This is a genomic window from Altererythrobacter chaiwopuensis (assembly GCF_054957755.1).
The window spans coordinates 1,647,967-1,663,716 of record NZ_JBTXJG010000001.1 but is presented as its reverse complement, the minus strand read 5'-3'; the positions used below and the strand labels follow the sequence as shown (position 1 = coordinate 1,663,716).

The following is a 15,750-nucleotide window of genomic DNA, read 5'->3' as shown; positions in this document are numbered from 1 at the left end:
AGACAAGGAAAAGCCCCCGCAAAGCGAGGGCTTTCCGTATTAATCCGATGAATTGATGGCTCAGTAGCGGTAATGATCGGGCTTGAACGGCCCCTCCACCGGTACACCGATATAATCAGCCTGCTTCTGGCTAAGCTGAGTTAGCCGTACGCCTAGCTTTTCAAGATGTAGCGCGGCGACCTTTTCATCGAGATGCTTGGGCAGCACGTAAACATCGTTCTGGTATTCATCCGACTTGGTGAACAGCTCGATCTGCGCCAACGTCTGGTTGGTGAAACTGCTACTCATCACAAAGCTGGGATGGCCAGTAGCGCAGCCCAGGTTCACCAGCCGACCCTTGGCCAATACCAGGATCGACTTTCCATCGGGGAAGGTAACCTTGTCGGTGCCTTCCTTGATCTGCTTCCACTCATAATTGTCGAGCGCTGAAATCTGGATTTCGCTGTCAAAGTGGCCGATGTTGCACACGATGGCCATGTTCTTCATCGCCTTCATGTGTTCGCCGGTGATAACGTCTTCATTGCCAGTGGCGGTAACGAAGATATCGGCACGCCTGGCCGCTTCCTCCATCGAAACAACCTCATAGCCATCCATCGCCGCCTGCAATGCGCAGATCGGGTCGATTTCGGTCACCATAACGCGCGCGCCACCATCGCGTAGCGAAGCGGCCGAGCCTTTGCCGACATCGCCATAGCCGGCCACGCAGGCAACCTTGCCAGCAAGCATGACGTCGGTCGCGCGGCGGATGGCATCGACCAGCGATTCCTTGCAGCCATACAGATTGTCGAACTTCGATTTGGTGACGCTGTCATTCACATTGATCGCCGGGAACGGCAGTTTGCCCTGCTTGGCGATCTGGTAAAGCCGCATCACGCCCGTAGTGGTTTCTTCCGACACGCCCTTGATGCTCTTGACCGACTTGGTGAGATAGCCCGGCTTTGCCTTGATAAAGGCCTTGAGCGCGCGCTGAAATTCGATCTCCTCGGCGTTGGCCGGATCGGGCATGGTTTCCCCCGCCTCCAGCCGCGCGCCCCACAGCGCAAACATGGTGGCATCGCCGCCATCATCCAGGATCATGTTGGCAGTAAGATCCGGATCGTCAGCAGTCGACCAGTCGAAAATCCTGCCGACATAGTCCCAGTAATCGGTCAGGCTCTCACCCTTGATAGCGAACACAGGAATGCCCTGTTCCGCGATTGCGGCCGCCGCGTGATCCTGAGTCGAGAAAATGTTGCAGGTGGCCCAGCGCACCTCGGCACCCAAGGCGATCAGGGTTTCGATGAGCACCGCGGTCTGGATTGTCATGTGCAGCGAACCGGTAATCCGAGCACCTTTAAGCGGCTGCGCTGTGCCATATTCCTCACGCAGGGCCATCAGGCCCGGCATTTCGGTTTCGGCAATCGTGATTTCGTCACGGCCAAATTCAGCGAGCGAAATATCCTTGATGATGTAGTCCTGGGCAAGCTGAGCCACGAAAAACTCCTGAAAATGCAAAGCGCGGCAAAGGGCGGCGCACATGAAACTTACAAGGCCGTGCCTCTAGCGAAGCGACCCGTTCGAAGCAAATATAAAAGAATCTTTATATGCTTGATTGTTGCGGAGCGGTTCCAAGCGCCTATATCGAGCGCAGAAGAACGGGAACACGAAAGGATATTACGCAATGGCAATTTCGGTTGGTGACAAACTTCCTGAAGTAACCCTGGTCAAGGCTACCGAAAGCGGGCCGGAACAGGTTTCGTCAAACGAGTATTTCGCCGGAAAGAAAGTGGCGCTGTTTTCAGTTCCTGGCGCTTTCACACCCACCTGCTCCGCGCGCCACCTGCCGGGCTATGTCGATAAGGCGGCGGAGCTCAAGGCCAAGGGTGTTGACGAGATCGCCTGCACGGCGGTCAACGATGCTTTCGTGATGGGGGCATGGAACAAGGCCGCCGGCAGCGCAGACATCACCATGCTGGCAGACGGCAATGGCGACTTTGCCGAAGCCGTGGGCCTGACGATGGACGGTTCGGGCTTTGGCCTGGGCAAGCGCGGGCAGCGCTATTCGATGGTGGTCGATAATGGCGTGGTTACCGAGCTCAATGTCGAGGCGCCCGGCGATTTCTCGGTGTCGAGCGCTGAACATATGCTCGGCCAACTCTAGGCCGTAAACTTCAACCAGCAATGCGAAAGGGCGCCCGGCGGTAGAACGGGCGCCCTTTCTTGTCTGCCGTATTTTCCGACGGGGAATTCGTCAGAACTTGACTTCGCCGGTCACGTAAAAGCGCCGCGGATCGCCATAAAAGCCGGTCAACGTGCCCTCCCGGCCCAATGTCGGCACGAACGGCGTATTGATGCCGTCACCGCTCACAAAGTTATAACCCGATACGATATAGCGCTTGTCGAACAGGTTCTTGCCGTGAACGCCGATCGAGAAACGGTCCGAATCGTCAGTGTAGACAATGCTGGCATCGACCAGGGCGAAGCCGTCCTGATCGAGGAAGCGGTTGGGTACCTCAAACTGGCTGGCATCACCGCGCAGCGAGACAGAGCCGATGAAATCGACGATTCCGTTCGCCACAGGCAAGCCCAGATCGACGCCCATGTGCGCGGTGATATCGGGCGTGTTCTGGAACACGCGGCTGTCGGCGACATCATTGCCGAAATTGTCGATGAAGGTGTTGAACTTGGCGTCTAGTACGCCCAACGACCAGTTGAATGTGAGCTTGCTGCCATCACCCGCAAAATCGCGCCCGACCAGCGCATTGCCCTCAAACTCGATGCCGTTGACATCGGCGCTTGCCGCATTTGAGGTGATACCGATGAAGCTGTCATTCACGCCGTCATTATTTGTGTCCACGCCAACCGATCCGGGGATCTGCACGTTCTTGTAATTGCCCATGAAACCGGCGAGGCTGATGTTGAGGCGGTTATCGAGCAGCGATGCCTTCCAGCCCAATTCATAGCTGTCCACCGTTTCGGGCTCGAAGCGCAGAAATTCGAACTGATCATCGAAATCGATGTCGCCATCACCGTCAAGATCAGGTGCTGCGCTGGTCTGGCCGCGCGGATCGAACCCGCCACCCTTGAACCCGCGTGAATAGGTGAAATAGATATTGTGGTTCTCGTTCGGCTTGAAGCTGATCGAGCCGCGCGGAGTGAACTCCTCGAAGGTGTCGCTGCCCTCGAAGTCGCTGGTGACCGCGATCGGGATGGCGGTCGACGGCGGGAAAAGGTCGGAGAAGCCGCCAATGAAAGTGGTGCGCAGAACGCGGCTGCTGCGCTTGTCGCTGGTAAAGCGGCCGCCCAGCGACACGCTCAGCTTATCGGTGATGTCATAGGTGAAATCGCCGAAAACCGACCAGGTCTTGGTCTTCACATCGCCCAGCGTCTGCGCGTTCAGGCCGGGCAGGCCGATCAATGCGCCGGTGTTGAACAGCGCCACGTCGAATGCGGTGAAGGCATTTGCGTCAAGGTAATAAAAGCCCAGAACGCCGTTCAGCCGATCACCCTCGTACAGAAGCTGCAATTCCTGGCTCAACTGGTCGTTTTCATAAATCGCAGGCACATCGAGATCGGCGGCGGGAAGGCTGTCGAAATCGATCGGGGTTGTCGATTTGTCCTCGCGATATCCGGTAATCGATTTGAGTGTGATCGTATCGCTCAGTTCGACCGCGATATTGAGCGCACCGCCATAGGCTTCAACCTGCTGGTCGACGACATTGAGCCCAGCGCGCGTGTCAAACACGTTGTCGAGCACGGGTGCGCCGGTCAGCAGGCCGGGGATGAGCCGGTGTCCCTGGCGAGCTTCGCTGTTGTCTTTCACATAATCGCCCGACAGGCGGATGAACACCGGGCCATTGTCGAATTCCAGCGTACCGCGCGCCGCCCAAACGTCCTTGTTGTAATTCTCGGTGCCGAGGTTGAGGTTGTCGCCAAAGCCGCCGCGCGAAAGCCGCGCACCGCTGGCGCCGATCCGCAGGTTCTCGGTCAGCGGGGTCGATGCGGTCACAACCAGGTCGGCCTGGTCGTATTTGCCATAAGTACCGCGAATCTTGACCTGGGTTTCATCCGGCAGCGGCGCGGTCACATATTTGATCGCGCCGCCAATGGTATTGCGGCCATAGAGCGTTCCCTGCGGTCCGCGCAGCACCTCGATCCGCTCGACGTCATAAACATCGAGCACCGCTGCCTGCGGGCGGTTGAGATATACATCGTCAACATATAGCCCTACGCCCGCCTCGAACCCGGCGACCGGATCCTGCTGGCCCACGCCGCGGATGAAGGCGCTGAGCGTGGTGTTGGTGCCTCGGCTGATCTCCAGCGTCACGTTGGGCATTTTCTGGGCAACTTCCGTGAGTTCCAGCGTGCCGTTTCGTGCCAGTTCTTCACCGCTAATGGCAGTCACCGAAATTGGCACATCGAGCGCGCGCTCCTCGCGCCGCCGAGCCGTGACATAGATCACATTTTCCGTTTCAGACGCGATTGGAGATTCATCGCCTCCAGTTATCTCCTGTGCCACCACAGGAGCCGGAGCGAGACCGGCCGCTAGCGCCAGCATCCCGCAGCCAACAAACAAGATACGTGTATCGAAAGATTTCAGTTTCATGTCGAATCCTCACCCAAGAACCATGTTGCCTTGGCATATATTGAAAGTTGAATCATATTTCAAGTTTGTGCTTGTGAAGGCGCGACAACCGGAATAGTCTCCCTGCATGCAAACTAAGCCAGACAGTAATGAAAGCGCTGGATTAGAGCCGGTGACCGAACGCGGCAGGCGCACGCGGCGCAAGCTGTTGGATGCGGCCACGCATGAATTTGGTGAACGCGGATTTCACGATGCTTCGATCAGTGGCATCACGCGCCGTGCGGGCGTGGCACTGGGCAGTTTCTACACTTATTTTGAATCGAAAGAGGCGATCTTCCAGGCACTGGTGCGCGATTTCAGTGAGGGTGTACGCATCGCCGCATCAAGCGGGATAGGGCACAGCGCCTCGGCTTTGGACAAGGAAAGAGATGCCCTGGCCGCATTTCTTCGCTTTGCCCGCGAGCATAACGAAATCTATCGCATCATCGACGAGGCGGAATTCGTCGATCCCCAAAGCTATCGCGCGCATTACGAAAACACGGCACGCCGAATTCTTGATCGGTTGCGCGCGGGTGCCGAAGCTGGCGAGTTTCGCGAGAAAATGGAAGAAGCGCATGCCTGGGCGATCATGGGCATGAACGTTTTCCTTGGGCTGCGCTATGCCGTTTGGGCGCGCCCCGGCGATGAGCCCGATGCAGTTCCCGATATCGCACGCGATATTTTGGCGCGAGGGCTTACCCCGCCGGACTGACCGGGATCAGCCGTAACCCATCAGGCTGAGCGCTTCCTTGCGGCTGCGCGGATCATCCAGAAAACAACCCAGCAAACGGCTGGTGACCATCGTAACGCCCGGTGTACGCACCCCGCGCCCGGTCATACAGCCGTGTTCGGCCTCGATCACCACTGCAACGCCATGCGGCTCGAGATTGTTCCAGATGCACTGCGCAACTTCCGCCGTCAGGCGCTCCTGGATTTGAAGTCGCCGTGCAAAACCATGCAGCACGCGGGCAAGCTTGGAAATGCCAACTACCCGGTCGCGCGGCATATAGGCGATCGCCGCCTTGCCAGTGATCGGCGCCAGGTGGTGTTCGCAGTGGCTTTGAAAGGGAATGTCCTTGAGCAGCACCAACTCGTCATAGCCGCCCACTTCCTCAAACTGGCGGGAAAGGTGGATCGCCGGATCCTCCTGATAGCCCTGACAGTATTCAAGCCAGGCGCGGCCCACCCGTTTGGGTGTGTCGAGCAATCCTTCGCGCGCGGGATCATCCCCTGCCCATTCTATGATCGTGCGGATCGCATCCTGAACATGGTCTGGCACATCACGCTTGCCATGCGGGTTGTCGGTTTCATCTTCGTGCTGGCAGCTCATGCGGTCATCCTGGTTCGATTCCGTGCAGCCCCGCAGGGCTCACTTTCCCTTTGCGGAAAATTCCTTCCTTGGCAAATGACCGGATCACAATTGGGTTCCACGAGCTTGCCCTAAAGTCGACAATTCCCATATTGCAGGGTGATATGCGGGAATTGCATGGCCCATCAGCGGTTGAGTTCGAGCGAATGGCACGCAAGGCGCTTGGCACCATGCCACGCCAGTTTCGTGCCGAACTCGAAAGTGTCGTGTTGCGAATCGAGGAATTCGCCAGCCGCGAGCAACTGGAATCAGTAGAGATAAAGAGCCGATGGGAACTAAGCGGGCTGTATGAAGGGCGGCCTGTGCCCGATCGCACAATCTGGGAATCGGGCCAGATGCCCCCTGTAATCAGCCTGTTCCGCCAGCCTCTGCTTGCCGAAATGTATGAAACTGGCGTGTCTCTGGAAGATCTGGTGCATCACGTAGTCGTCCACGAAGCCGGTCATCACTTCGGGTTTTCCGACGAAGATATGCACACGATTGAGAACGGAGAAGGCTGAGGCCCAAGCAAAAAAGGGACCGGCCTTGCTAGCCAGCCCCTTTTTATGGCGCACCCGGAGCGATTCGAACGCCCGACCCCCAGATTCGTAGTCTGGTGCTCTATCCAGCTGAGCTACGGGTGCTCGCCAGGGGGCGCCATTTAGGGGGCCTTGCCGTGCTTGGCAATCCCCTATCCGGCCTCTTGCGAAAACAGTGCTCTTACCAGGTCGATATCAAGTGGAGGCATATCCAGCGCTTCGATCTCTTCTACAGCGAACCAGCCTATTTCTTCGCCTTCCAAGGCAGCGGGCTCCCCTTGCCAAGCATCGATTCTGTAAAGCAGGATGACAATCGTCACAGCGTCTGTTTCGCCGCGACCTTGCGCGAATGCAAACGGTGCCAAGGCATCACATGCAACCTCTATCCCCAGCTCTTCGCGCAGTTCGCGCGCAAGAGCTTCCGCTGGAATTTCAGCAGGTTCAACCTTTCCCCCAGGGAATTCCCACAGCCCGCCATGATGCTTGGCGAGAGGGCGGCGATGCATCAACCAACGCCCGTCTGCGCGCTTCAGAGCACCTGCAACCACCAATAGCCATGTCGGTTTTTTTTCCAATTCAAAGGCCCTTCTCAACCATTTCTTAACCGGCTGCGCTGCAAAACGTTCAAATCAGGACGCGATCATAGGGGCTTGTCCATGAAATTGCCGGCTTTCCTAAAGCGTATCGGAACCGACAACTCGGGGGCAACCGCAATCGAATACGGCCTGATTGTGAGCTTGATCGTGATCGCCTCAATCGGCGCTTTCGACGCAGTAGCGAACGAAAACAACGGAATTTGGGCTGTGGTCACGACCAAGATCAGCGGTGCGGTCGAAGGCTAATGGTAAATTTTTTGAAAGGTTCCGACTTAGGGGTTTTTCAATAGCTGCCGATTATCGCTGCAATCGTCCGTTCGGTCTTTGGCTGGCGGGCACGGGTACCGAAGACTGAAACCAGGAGACTAGACATGAAGTTCATCAACAAGCTTTTCCGTGACGAACAGGGCGCCACCGCCATTGAATACGGCCTGATTGCCGCGCTGATCGCCGTTGCTGCGATTACTGCGATGCAGAGCCTCGGCGACAACCTGACCACGACGTTCAACACCGTTTCGACCTCGATGGCTGACGCAAACGCCTAATCGTCATTCGAACGAACAAGAAAGCGGCGGGGATTTCCCCGCCGCTTTTCTTTTGTCCGCAGCAGATCTGAAAAGCGCCAATTCGCGCTCTTACCGGTCCCGCACCACCAGTTTCACTTTTTGCCCGGCTTGCACCTGGTCACCCGAACCAAGCCCGTTGAGTACGCGAAAGCGATCCTCCTGCGCATTGTCGAACGCCATGCGCCGTGCCAGCGACGCCACGCTTTCGCCGCGCTGCACCGTCACCACGTCAACCCGGCGCGGAACCACCGCCGCCGCTTCGCTCGCGCTGATCCGGCGCATCGACTGGAACATCGAATTGAACACATTGGATTGGCCAGCTGGCGTGATCGTGGCGAAGTGATACGCGCGATCTCTGGCAAATTCATAGGCATAGACCACCACATCGACCTGGCTGTTGCCACTGTTCACCCGCGCCATACCATAGGCGGCGGGAATCCCGTTGATCGTGGTGCGTTCGAGCGTTTGCGGGGCAAGCTGTTGCTGATCTCCACCTAGCGTGGTGAATTGCTGCCGCACATAGGCGCTCAGGTCACCGCTATATGGCGCGAGTGTCAGCTGCGCTTTGCCCGATTGGCCATTGATAGTTACCGCGCGGGTGCCATTGATCATGTAAAATCCCTGCGGAGCTGTGAAGCTCAGCCGCAGGTCGGGATGAATGAAATTGCGCCCCTCGACCATACCTTGTGATGGATCATCACCGTAAATCAGCCCGTCAATGCTGGTCAGAAAGGTGTCGCGGTTGACCACCGAGCCCGGCAAACCCTGCGCCTTGCTCAGCGCGGTCTGCACCCGGCTGGCGGGATCGGGGTGGGTGGAGGCCCATGCGGGCGGCCTTGTCTCGCCCTGCCCCGTTAGCCGCGCCTCAAGCGCGTTCTGCGCGGCCAGACTGGACAAAACCGTGCTCATAGCGCGCGGATCATATCCCGCCTTGGTCAGATACTGGATACCAAGATCATCCGCCTGAAGTTCCTGGCTGCGCGAGAATTTGAGCGTCAGTAACTGCGAACCCTGCAAAAACCCCCGGCTCAACGTGTCGCCGATGGCGCTGTTGCCAAGCAAGACGCCCGACAAGATCGCCCCTGCCGCCCCCAGCAAGGTATTCTGCTGTGCGGCCTGCTGGCGGCGCTGCGAATGGCGCGCTGCCACATGCGCCACTTCATGCCCCAGAACCGCTGCCAGTTCGGCCTCATTATTCATCAATCCAACCAGCTGGCGCGTGGTGTAGACATAGCCGCCGGGGACCGCGAAGGCGTTATTGACCGAACTGTTGAGCAACGAAACGGTGAAACTTTCGCGCGCATTGCCCAAGCCCGATTGCACCGCGATATTCTTGCCCACCTGCGCGACATAGGTGGCCTGTGAGCCGCTCATCGCGCCGCCAAATTCAGCCAGCAACTGGGGATGGAATTCGGCACCCTGCTGGGCCTCTGCCTGGGTGATCGGTGTGGAGGCGCTGGGAATGGCGCCGCCCATGCAACCGGTCAAAGCCAGCGCGAGCGGGGCGACGGTTACAAATGCGAGCGGTTTGAGCGAGATAGTCATGACACATCTCCGTTTTTTTGCAGTCAATGCGCCCCACCCGCGCGATGGTACAGCATCGCTGATCAGCGGCAAGACTGCAAGGCTGCTCGCTCGTTCAGGAAGAACGGTTCAGCTTGCACCAATTTGCAGGAAGCGCTCTTCGCGCATGCGCCTGAGCTCTTCGGCGGACTTCTTCGCCAATTTGTCGAGTTCTTCGGCAATCGCGCTGCCAAGCGCGCGCGCCATCGCCTCAGGTGCACGATGTGCCCCGCCCTCAGGCTCTTTCACGATCCGGTCAATCACCTTGAGGCGCTTTAGGTGCTGCGCAGTGACCTTCATCGCCTCCGCCGCATCCGGCGCCTTTTCGGCGGTACGCCACAGGATCGATGCGCAACCTTCGGGCGAGATCACCGAATAGACTGCATGCTCAAGCATCAGCACCCGCTCTGCACTCGCCAGCGCGACCGCACCGCCCGAACCGCCTTCACCCACGATTGTCGCCACCATCGGCACTGGCAGGGCCAGACAAGCCTCGGTCGAGCGAGCGATAGCTTCAGCCTGGCCTCGCTCTTCCGCTTCGACCCCCGGGAATGCCCCGGAAGTATCGACCAGTGTCACCACCGGCAGGCCAAACCGCCCGGCAAGTTCCATCAGGCGGATCGCCTTGCGATAACCTTCAGGTTTGCCCATCCCGAAATTGTGTTTCAACCGCGTTTCTGTGTCGTGCCCCTTTTCGTGACCGATCAGGACAATACGCCGGCCCTTCAGCCGGGCAAAGCCGCCCATGATCGCCTCGTCCTCGCCGAAATGGCGATCGCCGCCCAGCGGCACGAATTCGTCAAACGCATGTTTGACATAATCGCGAAAATGCGGCCGCTGCGGATGGCGCGCAACCTGCGTCTTTTGCCACGGGGTGAGCGAAGCATAGGTGCCGGTCAGCAAATCGCGGCTTTTCTTCTCGAGACGTTTGATCTCGGCGGTGATTTTGACCTCGCCACCCTCGGCGGCGGAACGCAGTTCAGCGATCCGCTCTTCCAGCTTGGCAACGGGCTTCTCGAAATCGAGGTAGGAAATCATCCTGCCCCGCTAGTCTTAAGTGGCGCGTCGGGCAAGAGGATGGCGTGCATTGACCAACGCCACAAGCCGGGCTGCGTCAACATGGGTGTATATCTGCGTGGTCGAAATATCGGCGTGGCCAAGCAATGTTTGCAGCACCCGAAGGTCCGCCCCACCCTCCAACAAGTGGGTAGCAAAGGCATGGCGCAGCACATGCGGGCTGACGCCTGCGGGATCGATGTTCGCGCGCGCGGCCAGTTCCTTGAGCAATTGGAACAGCCGCACCCGAGTGAGATGGCCGGCCCGCGAAGGGAACAGATAGCGCGATGTTTGTGCCCCTGTGTCGGCACGCACGGCCAGCCAGCGAACCAGCGCTTCGCGTGCGCGCTCACTCACCGGCACCATGCGCGCCTGCCCACCCTTGCCCGTTACCGTCAACAGCGGCGCGTCGCGCGGCACGGCGGAAAGCGGCAGTGAGACTAGCTCGGTTGCGCGCAGACCGGAGCCATAGAGTAATTCGATCAGCACGAGCTGACGGATCGCCGAGGGGCTGCCACTATCGGCCTCGAACTCTGCGCGATCGAACAGCTTTTCTACATCCTGGTGTGAGAGAATTCTGGGCAGCGGGCGGCGGGCGCGGGGGCGGGGTAACGCGGAAGACGGATCATCCTTCCGCCAGCCTTCATCCACCGCAAAGCCGAAAAACTGGCGCAGCGCCGAGCTTTTGCGCGCAACCGTCGAGGGCGCGAGACCTGACCACGCCGCCGCCAACCGCGCAACATCATCGCGGGCAACCTGCGCCAAATCGCCGATCAGTTCCTCCGCCCCATCAAGATCGCGGCGATAGGCAGCCAGAGTATTGACCGCTGCCCCGCGTTCTGCCGCCAGCATCTCGAGGAAGGCCTGGCTTGCCGCGCCCATCAGCCGCGCGCGATCGCCTCCGCAGCGATCATGCGGGCTTCGGCATTCAGCCCCACCTGCCGTAGCGAAGATACAATGTAATAAAGATGGCGCGGTGTCATCCGCTGCCACCCTTCACCCTGCATACCCAGCCCCGCCAGCAGTGCTACAAGCGCACGATTGTTCACCTCGGCAGCGCGCGTAATGGTGCGTGACCAGCGCGTTTCGCGATCCAGATCAAGCGAAACCCGGCTTGAAAAATTACCCAGATCGGCGCCGGAAACACGGCCCAAACCGGCAAGCCCCGCCAGCAGCAGCTTTGATCGGCGGTAATTGCCGCTGTCGTCGTCGTCGATAAATCCGTCTACTGCCTGGCGCGAAGCCGTGCCTGTTCCCGCCCTTGCCAAAGTCACCAGCGCCCAGCCAGCGCTCCCCGGTTCAACCACACGGCTCCAGGCATTGGCATCGCGATCCAGCCCTGCGGTAAGCATCGAAGTCAGCAATGCGGGCGCTGCATCGACATAATCGGCCGAAGCCGGCATCCGCGCTGCGGCATAAGCTGTCAGAACATAGCGACCGTAGTCTCTGGCGAAATCACCGCCCCATATCGCCTGCATCGCTCCCAACCGTGCCTGCGGATCGGTGCCGACATAGGCCTCGCGCAATTGAGTGGCGGTATCGGCGGCATCACCCACAACACTCTCATCAACATAGATCTGGCTATATAGATCAACCATTGCCTGGGCGGAGAAAATACCTTCGCGCGCCGCGCGATCTGCCCCTTGCGCTCGCAAGGTTAGCGGCAGCATTGGGGTGAACGCCGAGATTCGTTCATAGTAGGGATCGAAGTCGCGGCGGAGCGGTTCAGGGATTTCCTCACCCACGGCATTGGCCAGGGCAAAGCGCCAGGGGTTCAATTCCTCGACCCCATCCCACTCGATATCGACCGCGCGCCGCCCACGCCCGGCTGCACCCGCCAGCCGCTGTGCCAGCAGCACATCGATCTGCGGCGCAAGCTCGGTACGTAGCGCACGGTCGAGCTGCGACCCGGCAAGCACACCATCGCCTGAATAGGCACTGCAGATAGCGCGCAGCATCTGCCATTGGGCATCATCGCGATCCGGCCCGCGCAGCCGCACGATCGGACAGGTTCCAATCACATCGGTTGTCGCCAGATAGGCCTCCAGCGCATTGTCGACCATCAAGTCGTCCCAATTGCCGGTATCGACATCCTGCATCAGCGCGCGCGCTGCCGCATATTCGCCCATGCGATTGAGCGCCTGCGCCCTTAACCCCGCGAATTCGACCGGGTTCATCCCGGCTGGGGTCTCGAGGCGGCTGGCAAGCGCCCGGCGCAGCAGGATATGCCCCCAGCGCGAAACCACCGGGCCTCCAAGCCCTTCAAGCACTGCACGCACCAACCCCGCCGGCTGGCGCGCGAGCGACCTCGACGGCAATCCGCCTTCGCTGGCGTCGACAACCCCAACACGTGTCATCGCGCGCTGGGCAGCAGGCGGAATATCGTAGCTAGGGCGCAGGCCCAGCAGCTCGTCAAGCTCGTCAGGCGTCATTTCCTCGATCTGCTCGATCGTCGGAATCGAACTGAAGTCAAACTGCGAGAAGTCCGGCCCCGGGGTGAATTCGCCGGGCAGAGGCTGGACCGTTGGCGCGCCCGGCACAGCCGGGGTTGTCGGCGCATCCGGGCCGGGCCTGGGTGTGGGTGCAGGGGTGGGATCGTCAAATCCCGGCGGAAGAAGCGATTCGGGCGCGTCCTGAGCGAATGAGAGCGTAGCGGTGAGAGCAATCGCTGCCCCGCCCAACCATTTCCAGCTAGCCATCAACCAGCCCCCGGCAACGGTATTTCATGTGTGATCGGGCGGATCGGCTCTTCCCCGCCATCAAACCAGGCCAGCACCAGCACAGCACCGAGAAGGCCGAGCCAGAACCAAATCCGCCCACCATACACCCGCTTGTTGCCAGGCGGGCGCGGTGCGGAACCATCGAGCGAAAGAATTGAGCTGCGCTTGCGTGCCATATTGCATGGCCACTAGCCGATCTATAGGCCGCTGGGCAATGACCGAAGAACGTTCTTCTTTCAGCGCGGAGCTGCTTTCCGGCATCACGGCCAGGCTCGACCGCCCTCTGGTGCTGGTCGGCCTTATGGGCGCAGGCAAATCGTCCGTCGGGCGGCGCCTCGCGAATATAATGGGCTGCAATTTCGTCGATGCCGATGAAGAAATCGAAAATGCCGCACAGCGCAGCATCTCCGAAATATTCGAGGAATTCGGTGAAGGCTATTTCCGCGACGGTGAACGGCGCGTCATTGCACGTTTGATCGAGAACGAAAGCGGGGTGATAGCCACCGGCGGCGGAGCCTTTGTCAACGACCAGACCCGTGCACTGATCCTGGCACAAGCGGTAGCGGTGTGGATCGACTGCGAGATCGACACATTGGTTGACCGCACAAGCAGGCGCGAGACGAGGCCTTTGCTCAAAGGCGGGAACCCGCGCGAGATCCTTTCCCGCCTTTATGACGAGCGCCGCCCCTTCTATGCGCAGGCGCCGATCCATGTCATGAGCGACACTGGACCGCAGGATGCAACTGTGGCGAAGATATTGGAGGCGCTCGACAAATGGCTGTGATCCCGGTCCAACTGGCAGGCCGAAGTTATGACGTGCTTGTCGCGCGCGACCTGATTGAGGGGGTCGCGCAGCATGCTGCCCCGTTTCTCCGCAAGAAGCGGGTTGCGGTTGTTGCAGATGCCAATGCGCGTGCGCACCACGGCGCAAAGCTCGAAACTGCGCTACGTGCGGATGAGCGCGAAATTGACTGGTACGATGTTGCTCCGGGAGAAGGCTCCAAGAGCTGGCAGGGCCTCCAGGGGCTTACAGACTGGCTGCTTGAGCGAGGTATCGAACGCGGCGACCATGTGTTTGCCCTGGGTGGCGGCGTGGTGGGCGATCTCACCGGCTTTGCCTGCGCGATCCTCAAGCGCGGCTGCGGGTTCGTGCAGATCCCAACCACACTGTTGGCGCAAGTCGATAGCTCGGTTGGCGGCAAGACGGCGATCAATACTGCGGCGGGCAAGAATCTGATCGGCGCGTTCCATCAGCCCTCACTGGTGCTGGCAGACTTGACTGCACTCGACACATTGCCCGACCGCGAGATGCGCGCCGGTTATGCCGAAGTGATCAAATACGGTATTTTGGGCGATTCCGATTTCTTCGACTGGCTTGGCGAACATGGTCCCGAAGTAGTCGCTCGCGAGCCAGCGGCAATTGAGCATGCGGTCGCAACCAGCGTTGCGGCCAAAGCGCGGATCGTGGCGGAGGATGAGCGCGAAACACAAGGTATGCGTGCGCTGCTGAACCTCGGGCATACATTCGGGCATGCGCTCGAAGCCGAAACCGGATTTTCCGACCAGCTGCTGCACGGCGAAGGCGTAGCACTGGGCATGGTACTGGCCGCCCGTTATTCGGCGCGGCGCGGACTGATCTCAATCAGCGATGCAAAACGCGTTGCCGCCGCGATAGCGACCGCCGGTTTGCCCACTGAAATCTCCGCTCTCAATCTCGACTGCAACGGACGCAAGCTGGCCGGTCACATGCTGCACGACAAGAAGATGGACGCAGGAACATTGCCGTTCATTTTGCTGCGCAGCATAGGCGCAGCATTTCTGGCCCGCGATATCGAACTGAGCGATATCGCTGCCTTCCTGGACGAACAGTTGCAGGCTGCCTGAACGAGACAAGGGCCAGATCAATGACAGCGATCATTCTGACAAACGAACCGCTGATCCGCATGGGCTTCTTCCTCGGCGTTCTCGCCGCAATGGCATTGTGGGAAGTGGCCGCCCCACGCCGCCGCCGCGAAATCCCGCGCCTGCTGCGCTGGAGCAGCAACCTCGGCATCGTCGCGCTTGACACGCTGCTGGTGCGGCTGGCCTTCCCCCTTGTCGCAGTGGGGCTGGCGCTGATGGCGCAAGAGCGCGGCTGGGGGCTGTTCAACGCTTTTGATATGCCTTTCTGGCTCGCATTCATCTTGTCACTGCTCGCGCTTGACCTCGCCATATACCTCCAGCATGTGATGTTTCACGCCGTGCCCGGCCTGTGGCGCCTGCACCGGATGCATCATGCCGATCTCGAGTTCGACGTCACCACGGGGCTGCGGTTTCATCCAGTCGAAATCCTGCTGTCGATGGCCTACAAGCTGGCAGTAGTTGCTGCGCTTGGGCCCCCTGCCCTCGCTGTTCTGGTATTCGAGGTTCTGCTCAACGCCACATCCATGTTCAACCATTCCAATATCGCTCTGCCGCAGAGGGTGGACCGATTGCTGCGCCTGATCGTGGTCACGCCAGACATGCACCGGGTCCACCATTCGATCCATCCCAGCGAAACGAATTCGAACTTCGGCTTTAATTTGCCATGGTGGGACCGGCTGCTGGGCACTTATCGCGCGCAGCCTCGGGACGGCCACGAAGGCATGACGATCGGCATCGAACAGTTCCGCAACACCCGCGAGTTGTGGCTCGACCGGATGCTGATCCAGCCAATGCTGGGGCCGGCCAGCGGATATCCGATCAATCGCGACACAGACGACGAGTGAACCCATGGCCGC

General features: G+C 59.6%; 17 protein-coding genes and 1 tRNA gene. 8 read left to right on the top strand and 10 right to left on the bottom strand.

Annotated features, from left to right (window positions below; translation table 11 throughout):
- Positions 1-60 precede the first annotated feature (60 nt).
- Positions 61-1,518, bottom strand: a complete 1,458-nt coding sequence (ahcY, locus tag ACX2DJ_RS08245; protein ID WP_462572000.1) for an adenosylhomocysteinase — start codon at positions 1,516-1,518, stop codon at positions 61-63.
- Positions 1,519-1,660: 142 nt separating this feature from the next.
- Here ahcY and ACX2DJ_RS08240 point away from each other — a divergent pair, with 142 nt between their 5' ends.
- Positions 1,661-2,140, top strand: coding sequence for a peroxiredoxin (locus tag ACX2DJ_RS08240; RefSeq protein ID WP_462571999.1), 480 nt, complete (start codon positions 1,661-1,663; stop codon positions 2,138-2,140).
- A 90-nt stretch (positions 2,141-2,230) separates the two neighbouring features.
- Here ACX2DJ_RS08240 and ACX2DJ_RS08235 read toward each other — a convergent pair whose 3' ends face one another.
- A complete protein-coding gene (locus tag ACX2DJ_RS08235; RefSeq protein WP_462571998.1) occupies positions 2,231-4,585 on the bottom strand; it encodes a TonB-dependent receptor in 2,355 nt (784 codons plus the stop codon).
- 106 nt (positions 4,586-4,691) lie between these two features.
- Here ACX2DJ_RS08235 and ACX2DJ_RS08230 point away from each other — a divergent pair, with 106 nt between their 5' ends.
- Positions 4,692-5,315 (top strand): TetR/AcrR family transcriptional regulator, encoded by a 624-nt coding sequence (locus ACX2DJ_RS08230; RefSeq protein WP_462571997.1) that lies wholly within the window; start codon positions 4,692-4,694, stop codon positions 5,313-5,315.
- Positions 5,316-5,321: 6 nt separating this feature from the next.
- Here ACX2DJ_RS08230 and folE read toward each other — a convergent pair whose 3' ends face one another.
- The gene (gene folE, locus ACX2DJ_RS08225; RefSeq protein WP_462571996.1) at positions 5,322-5,933 is read right to left on the bottom strand and encodes a GTP cyclohydrolase I FolE; all 612 of its coding nucleotides are present in this window, start codon (positions 5,931-5,933) and stop codon (positions 5,322-5,324) included.
- 185 nt (positions 5,934-6,118) lie between these two features.
- Here folE and ACX2DJ_RS08220 point away from each other — a divergent pair, with 185 nt between their 5' ends.
- Positions 6,119-6,472 carry a metallopeptidase family protein gene (locus ACX2DJ_RS08220; protein WP_462571995.1) on the top strand — a complete coding sequence of 118 codons (354 nt, stop codon included), beginning with the start codon at positions 6,119-6,121 and terminating at the stop codon, positions 6,470-6,472.
- A 46-nt stretch (positions 6,473-6,518) separates the two neighbouring features.
- Here the strand turns inward: ACX2DJ_RS08220 and ACX2DJ_RS08215 are convergent.
- Positions 6,519-6,595 (bottom strand) — tRNA-Arg (locus tag ACX2DJ_RS08215).
- Between the two features lie 47 nt (positions 6,596-6,642).
- Positions 6,643-7,083 carry a (deoxy)nucleoside triphosphate pyrophosphohydrolase gene (locus ACX2DJ_RS08210; protein ID WP_462571994.1) on the bottom strand — a complete coding sequence of 147 codons (441 nt, stop codon included), beginning with the start codon at positions 7,081-7,083 and terminating at the stop codon, positions 6,643-6,645.
- A gap of 63 nt (positions 7,084-7,146) precedes the next feature.
- Between ACX2DJ_RS08210 and ACX2DJ_RS08205 the strand changes: the two genes are divergently transcribed.
- Positions 7,147-7,332 (top strand): Flp family type IVb pilin, encoded by a 186-nt coding sequence (locus ACX2DJ_RS08205; RefSeq protein WP_462571993.1) that lies wholly within the window; start codon positions 7,147-7,149, stop codon positions 7,330-7,332.
- A 125-nt stretch (positions 7,333-7,457) separates the two neighbouring features.
- Positions 7,458-7,631, top strand: a complete 174-nt coding sequence (locus ACX2DJ_RS08200) for a Flp family type IVb pilin (RefSeq protein WP_462571992.1) — start codon at positions 7,458-7,460, stop codon at positions 7,629-7,631.
- A gap of 90 nt (positions 7,632-7,721) precedes the next feature.
- Here ACX2DJ_RS08200 and ACX2DJ_RS08195 read toward each other — a convergent pair whose 3' ends face one another.
- The 5 genes from ACX2DJ_RS08195 to ACX2DJ_RS08175 all read right to left on the bottom strand — a co-directional run bounded on the left by ACX2DJ_RS08195 (position 7,722) and on the right by ACX2DJ_RS08175 (position 13,167).
- Positions 7,722-9,197 (bottom strand): M48 family metalloprotease, encoded by a 1,476-nt coding sequence (locus ACX2DJ_RS08195; RefSeq protein WP_462571991.1) that lies wholly within the window; start codon positions 9,195-9,197, stop codon positions 7,722-7,724.
- A gap of 108 nt (positions 9,198-9,305) precedes the next feature.
- Positions 9,306-10,253 carry an acetyl-CoA carboxylase carboxyltransferase subunit alpha gene (locus ACX2DJ_RS08190; protein WP_462571990.1) on the bottom strand — a complete coding sequence of 316 codons (948 nt, stop codon included), beginning with the start codon at positions 10,251-10,253 and terminating at the stop codon, positions 9,306-9,308.
- Between the two features lie 15 nt (positions 10,254-10,268).
- Positions 10,269-11,153 (bottom strand): tyrosine recombinase, encoded by an 885-nt coding sequence (locus ACX2DJ_RS08185; RefSeq protein WP_462571989.1) that lies wholly within the window; start codon positions 11,151-11,153, stop codon positions 10,269-10,271.
- The gene (locus ACX2DJ_RS08180; protein ID WP_462571988.1) at positions 11,153-12,970 is read right to left on the bottom strand and encodes a hypothetical protein; all 1,818 of its coding nucleotides are present in this window, start codon (positions 12,968-12,970) and stop codon (positions 11,153-11,155) included. Before ACX2DJ_RS08180 ends, ACX2DJ_RS08185 begins: the two co-directional genes overlap by 1 nt.
- Positions 12,970-13,167 (bottom strand): hypothetical protein, encoded by a 198-nt coding sequence (locus ACX2DJ_RS08175; RefSeq protein ID WP_462571987.1) that lies wholly within the window; start codon positions 13,165-13,167, stop codon positions 12,970-12,972. Before ACX2DJ_RS08175 ends, ACX2DJ_RS08180 begins: the two co-directional genes overlap by 1 nt.
- Positions 13,168-13,205: 38 nt before the next feature.
- Here ACX2DJ_RS08175 and ACX2DJ_RS08170 point away from each other — a divergent pair, with 38 nt between their 5' ends.
- Genes ACX2DJ_RS08170 through ACX2DJ_RS08160 form a run of 3 tightly spaced genes read left to right on the top strand, consistent with a single transcriptional unit; the run spans position 13,206 to position 15,738 of the window.
- Entirely contained in the window at positions 13,206-13,775 is a 570-nt protein-coding gene (locus ACX2DJ_RS08170; protein WP_462571986.1) for a shikimate kinase, read from the top strand.
- Positions 13,766-14,875, top strand: a complete 1,110-nt coding sequence (aroB, locus tag ACX2DJ_RS08165) for a 3-dehydroquinate synthase (RefSeq protein ID WP_462571984.1) — start codon at positions 13,766-13,768, stop codon at positions 14,873-14,875. Before ACX2DJ_RS08170 ends, aroB begins: the two co-directional genes overlap by 10 nt.
- A 20-nt stretch (positions 14,876-14,895) precedes the next feature.
- On the top strand, positions 14,896-15,738 hold the full coding sequence (locus tag ACX2DJ_RS08160; RefSeq protein WP_462571982.1) for a sterol desaturase family protein: 843 nt from the start codon (positions 14,896-14,898) through the stop codon (positions 15,736-15,738).
- Positions 15,739-15,750: the final 12 nt, after the last annotated feature.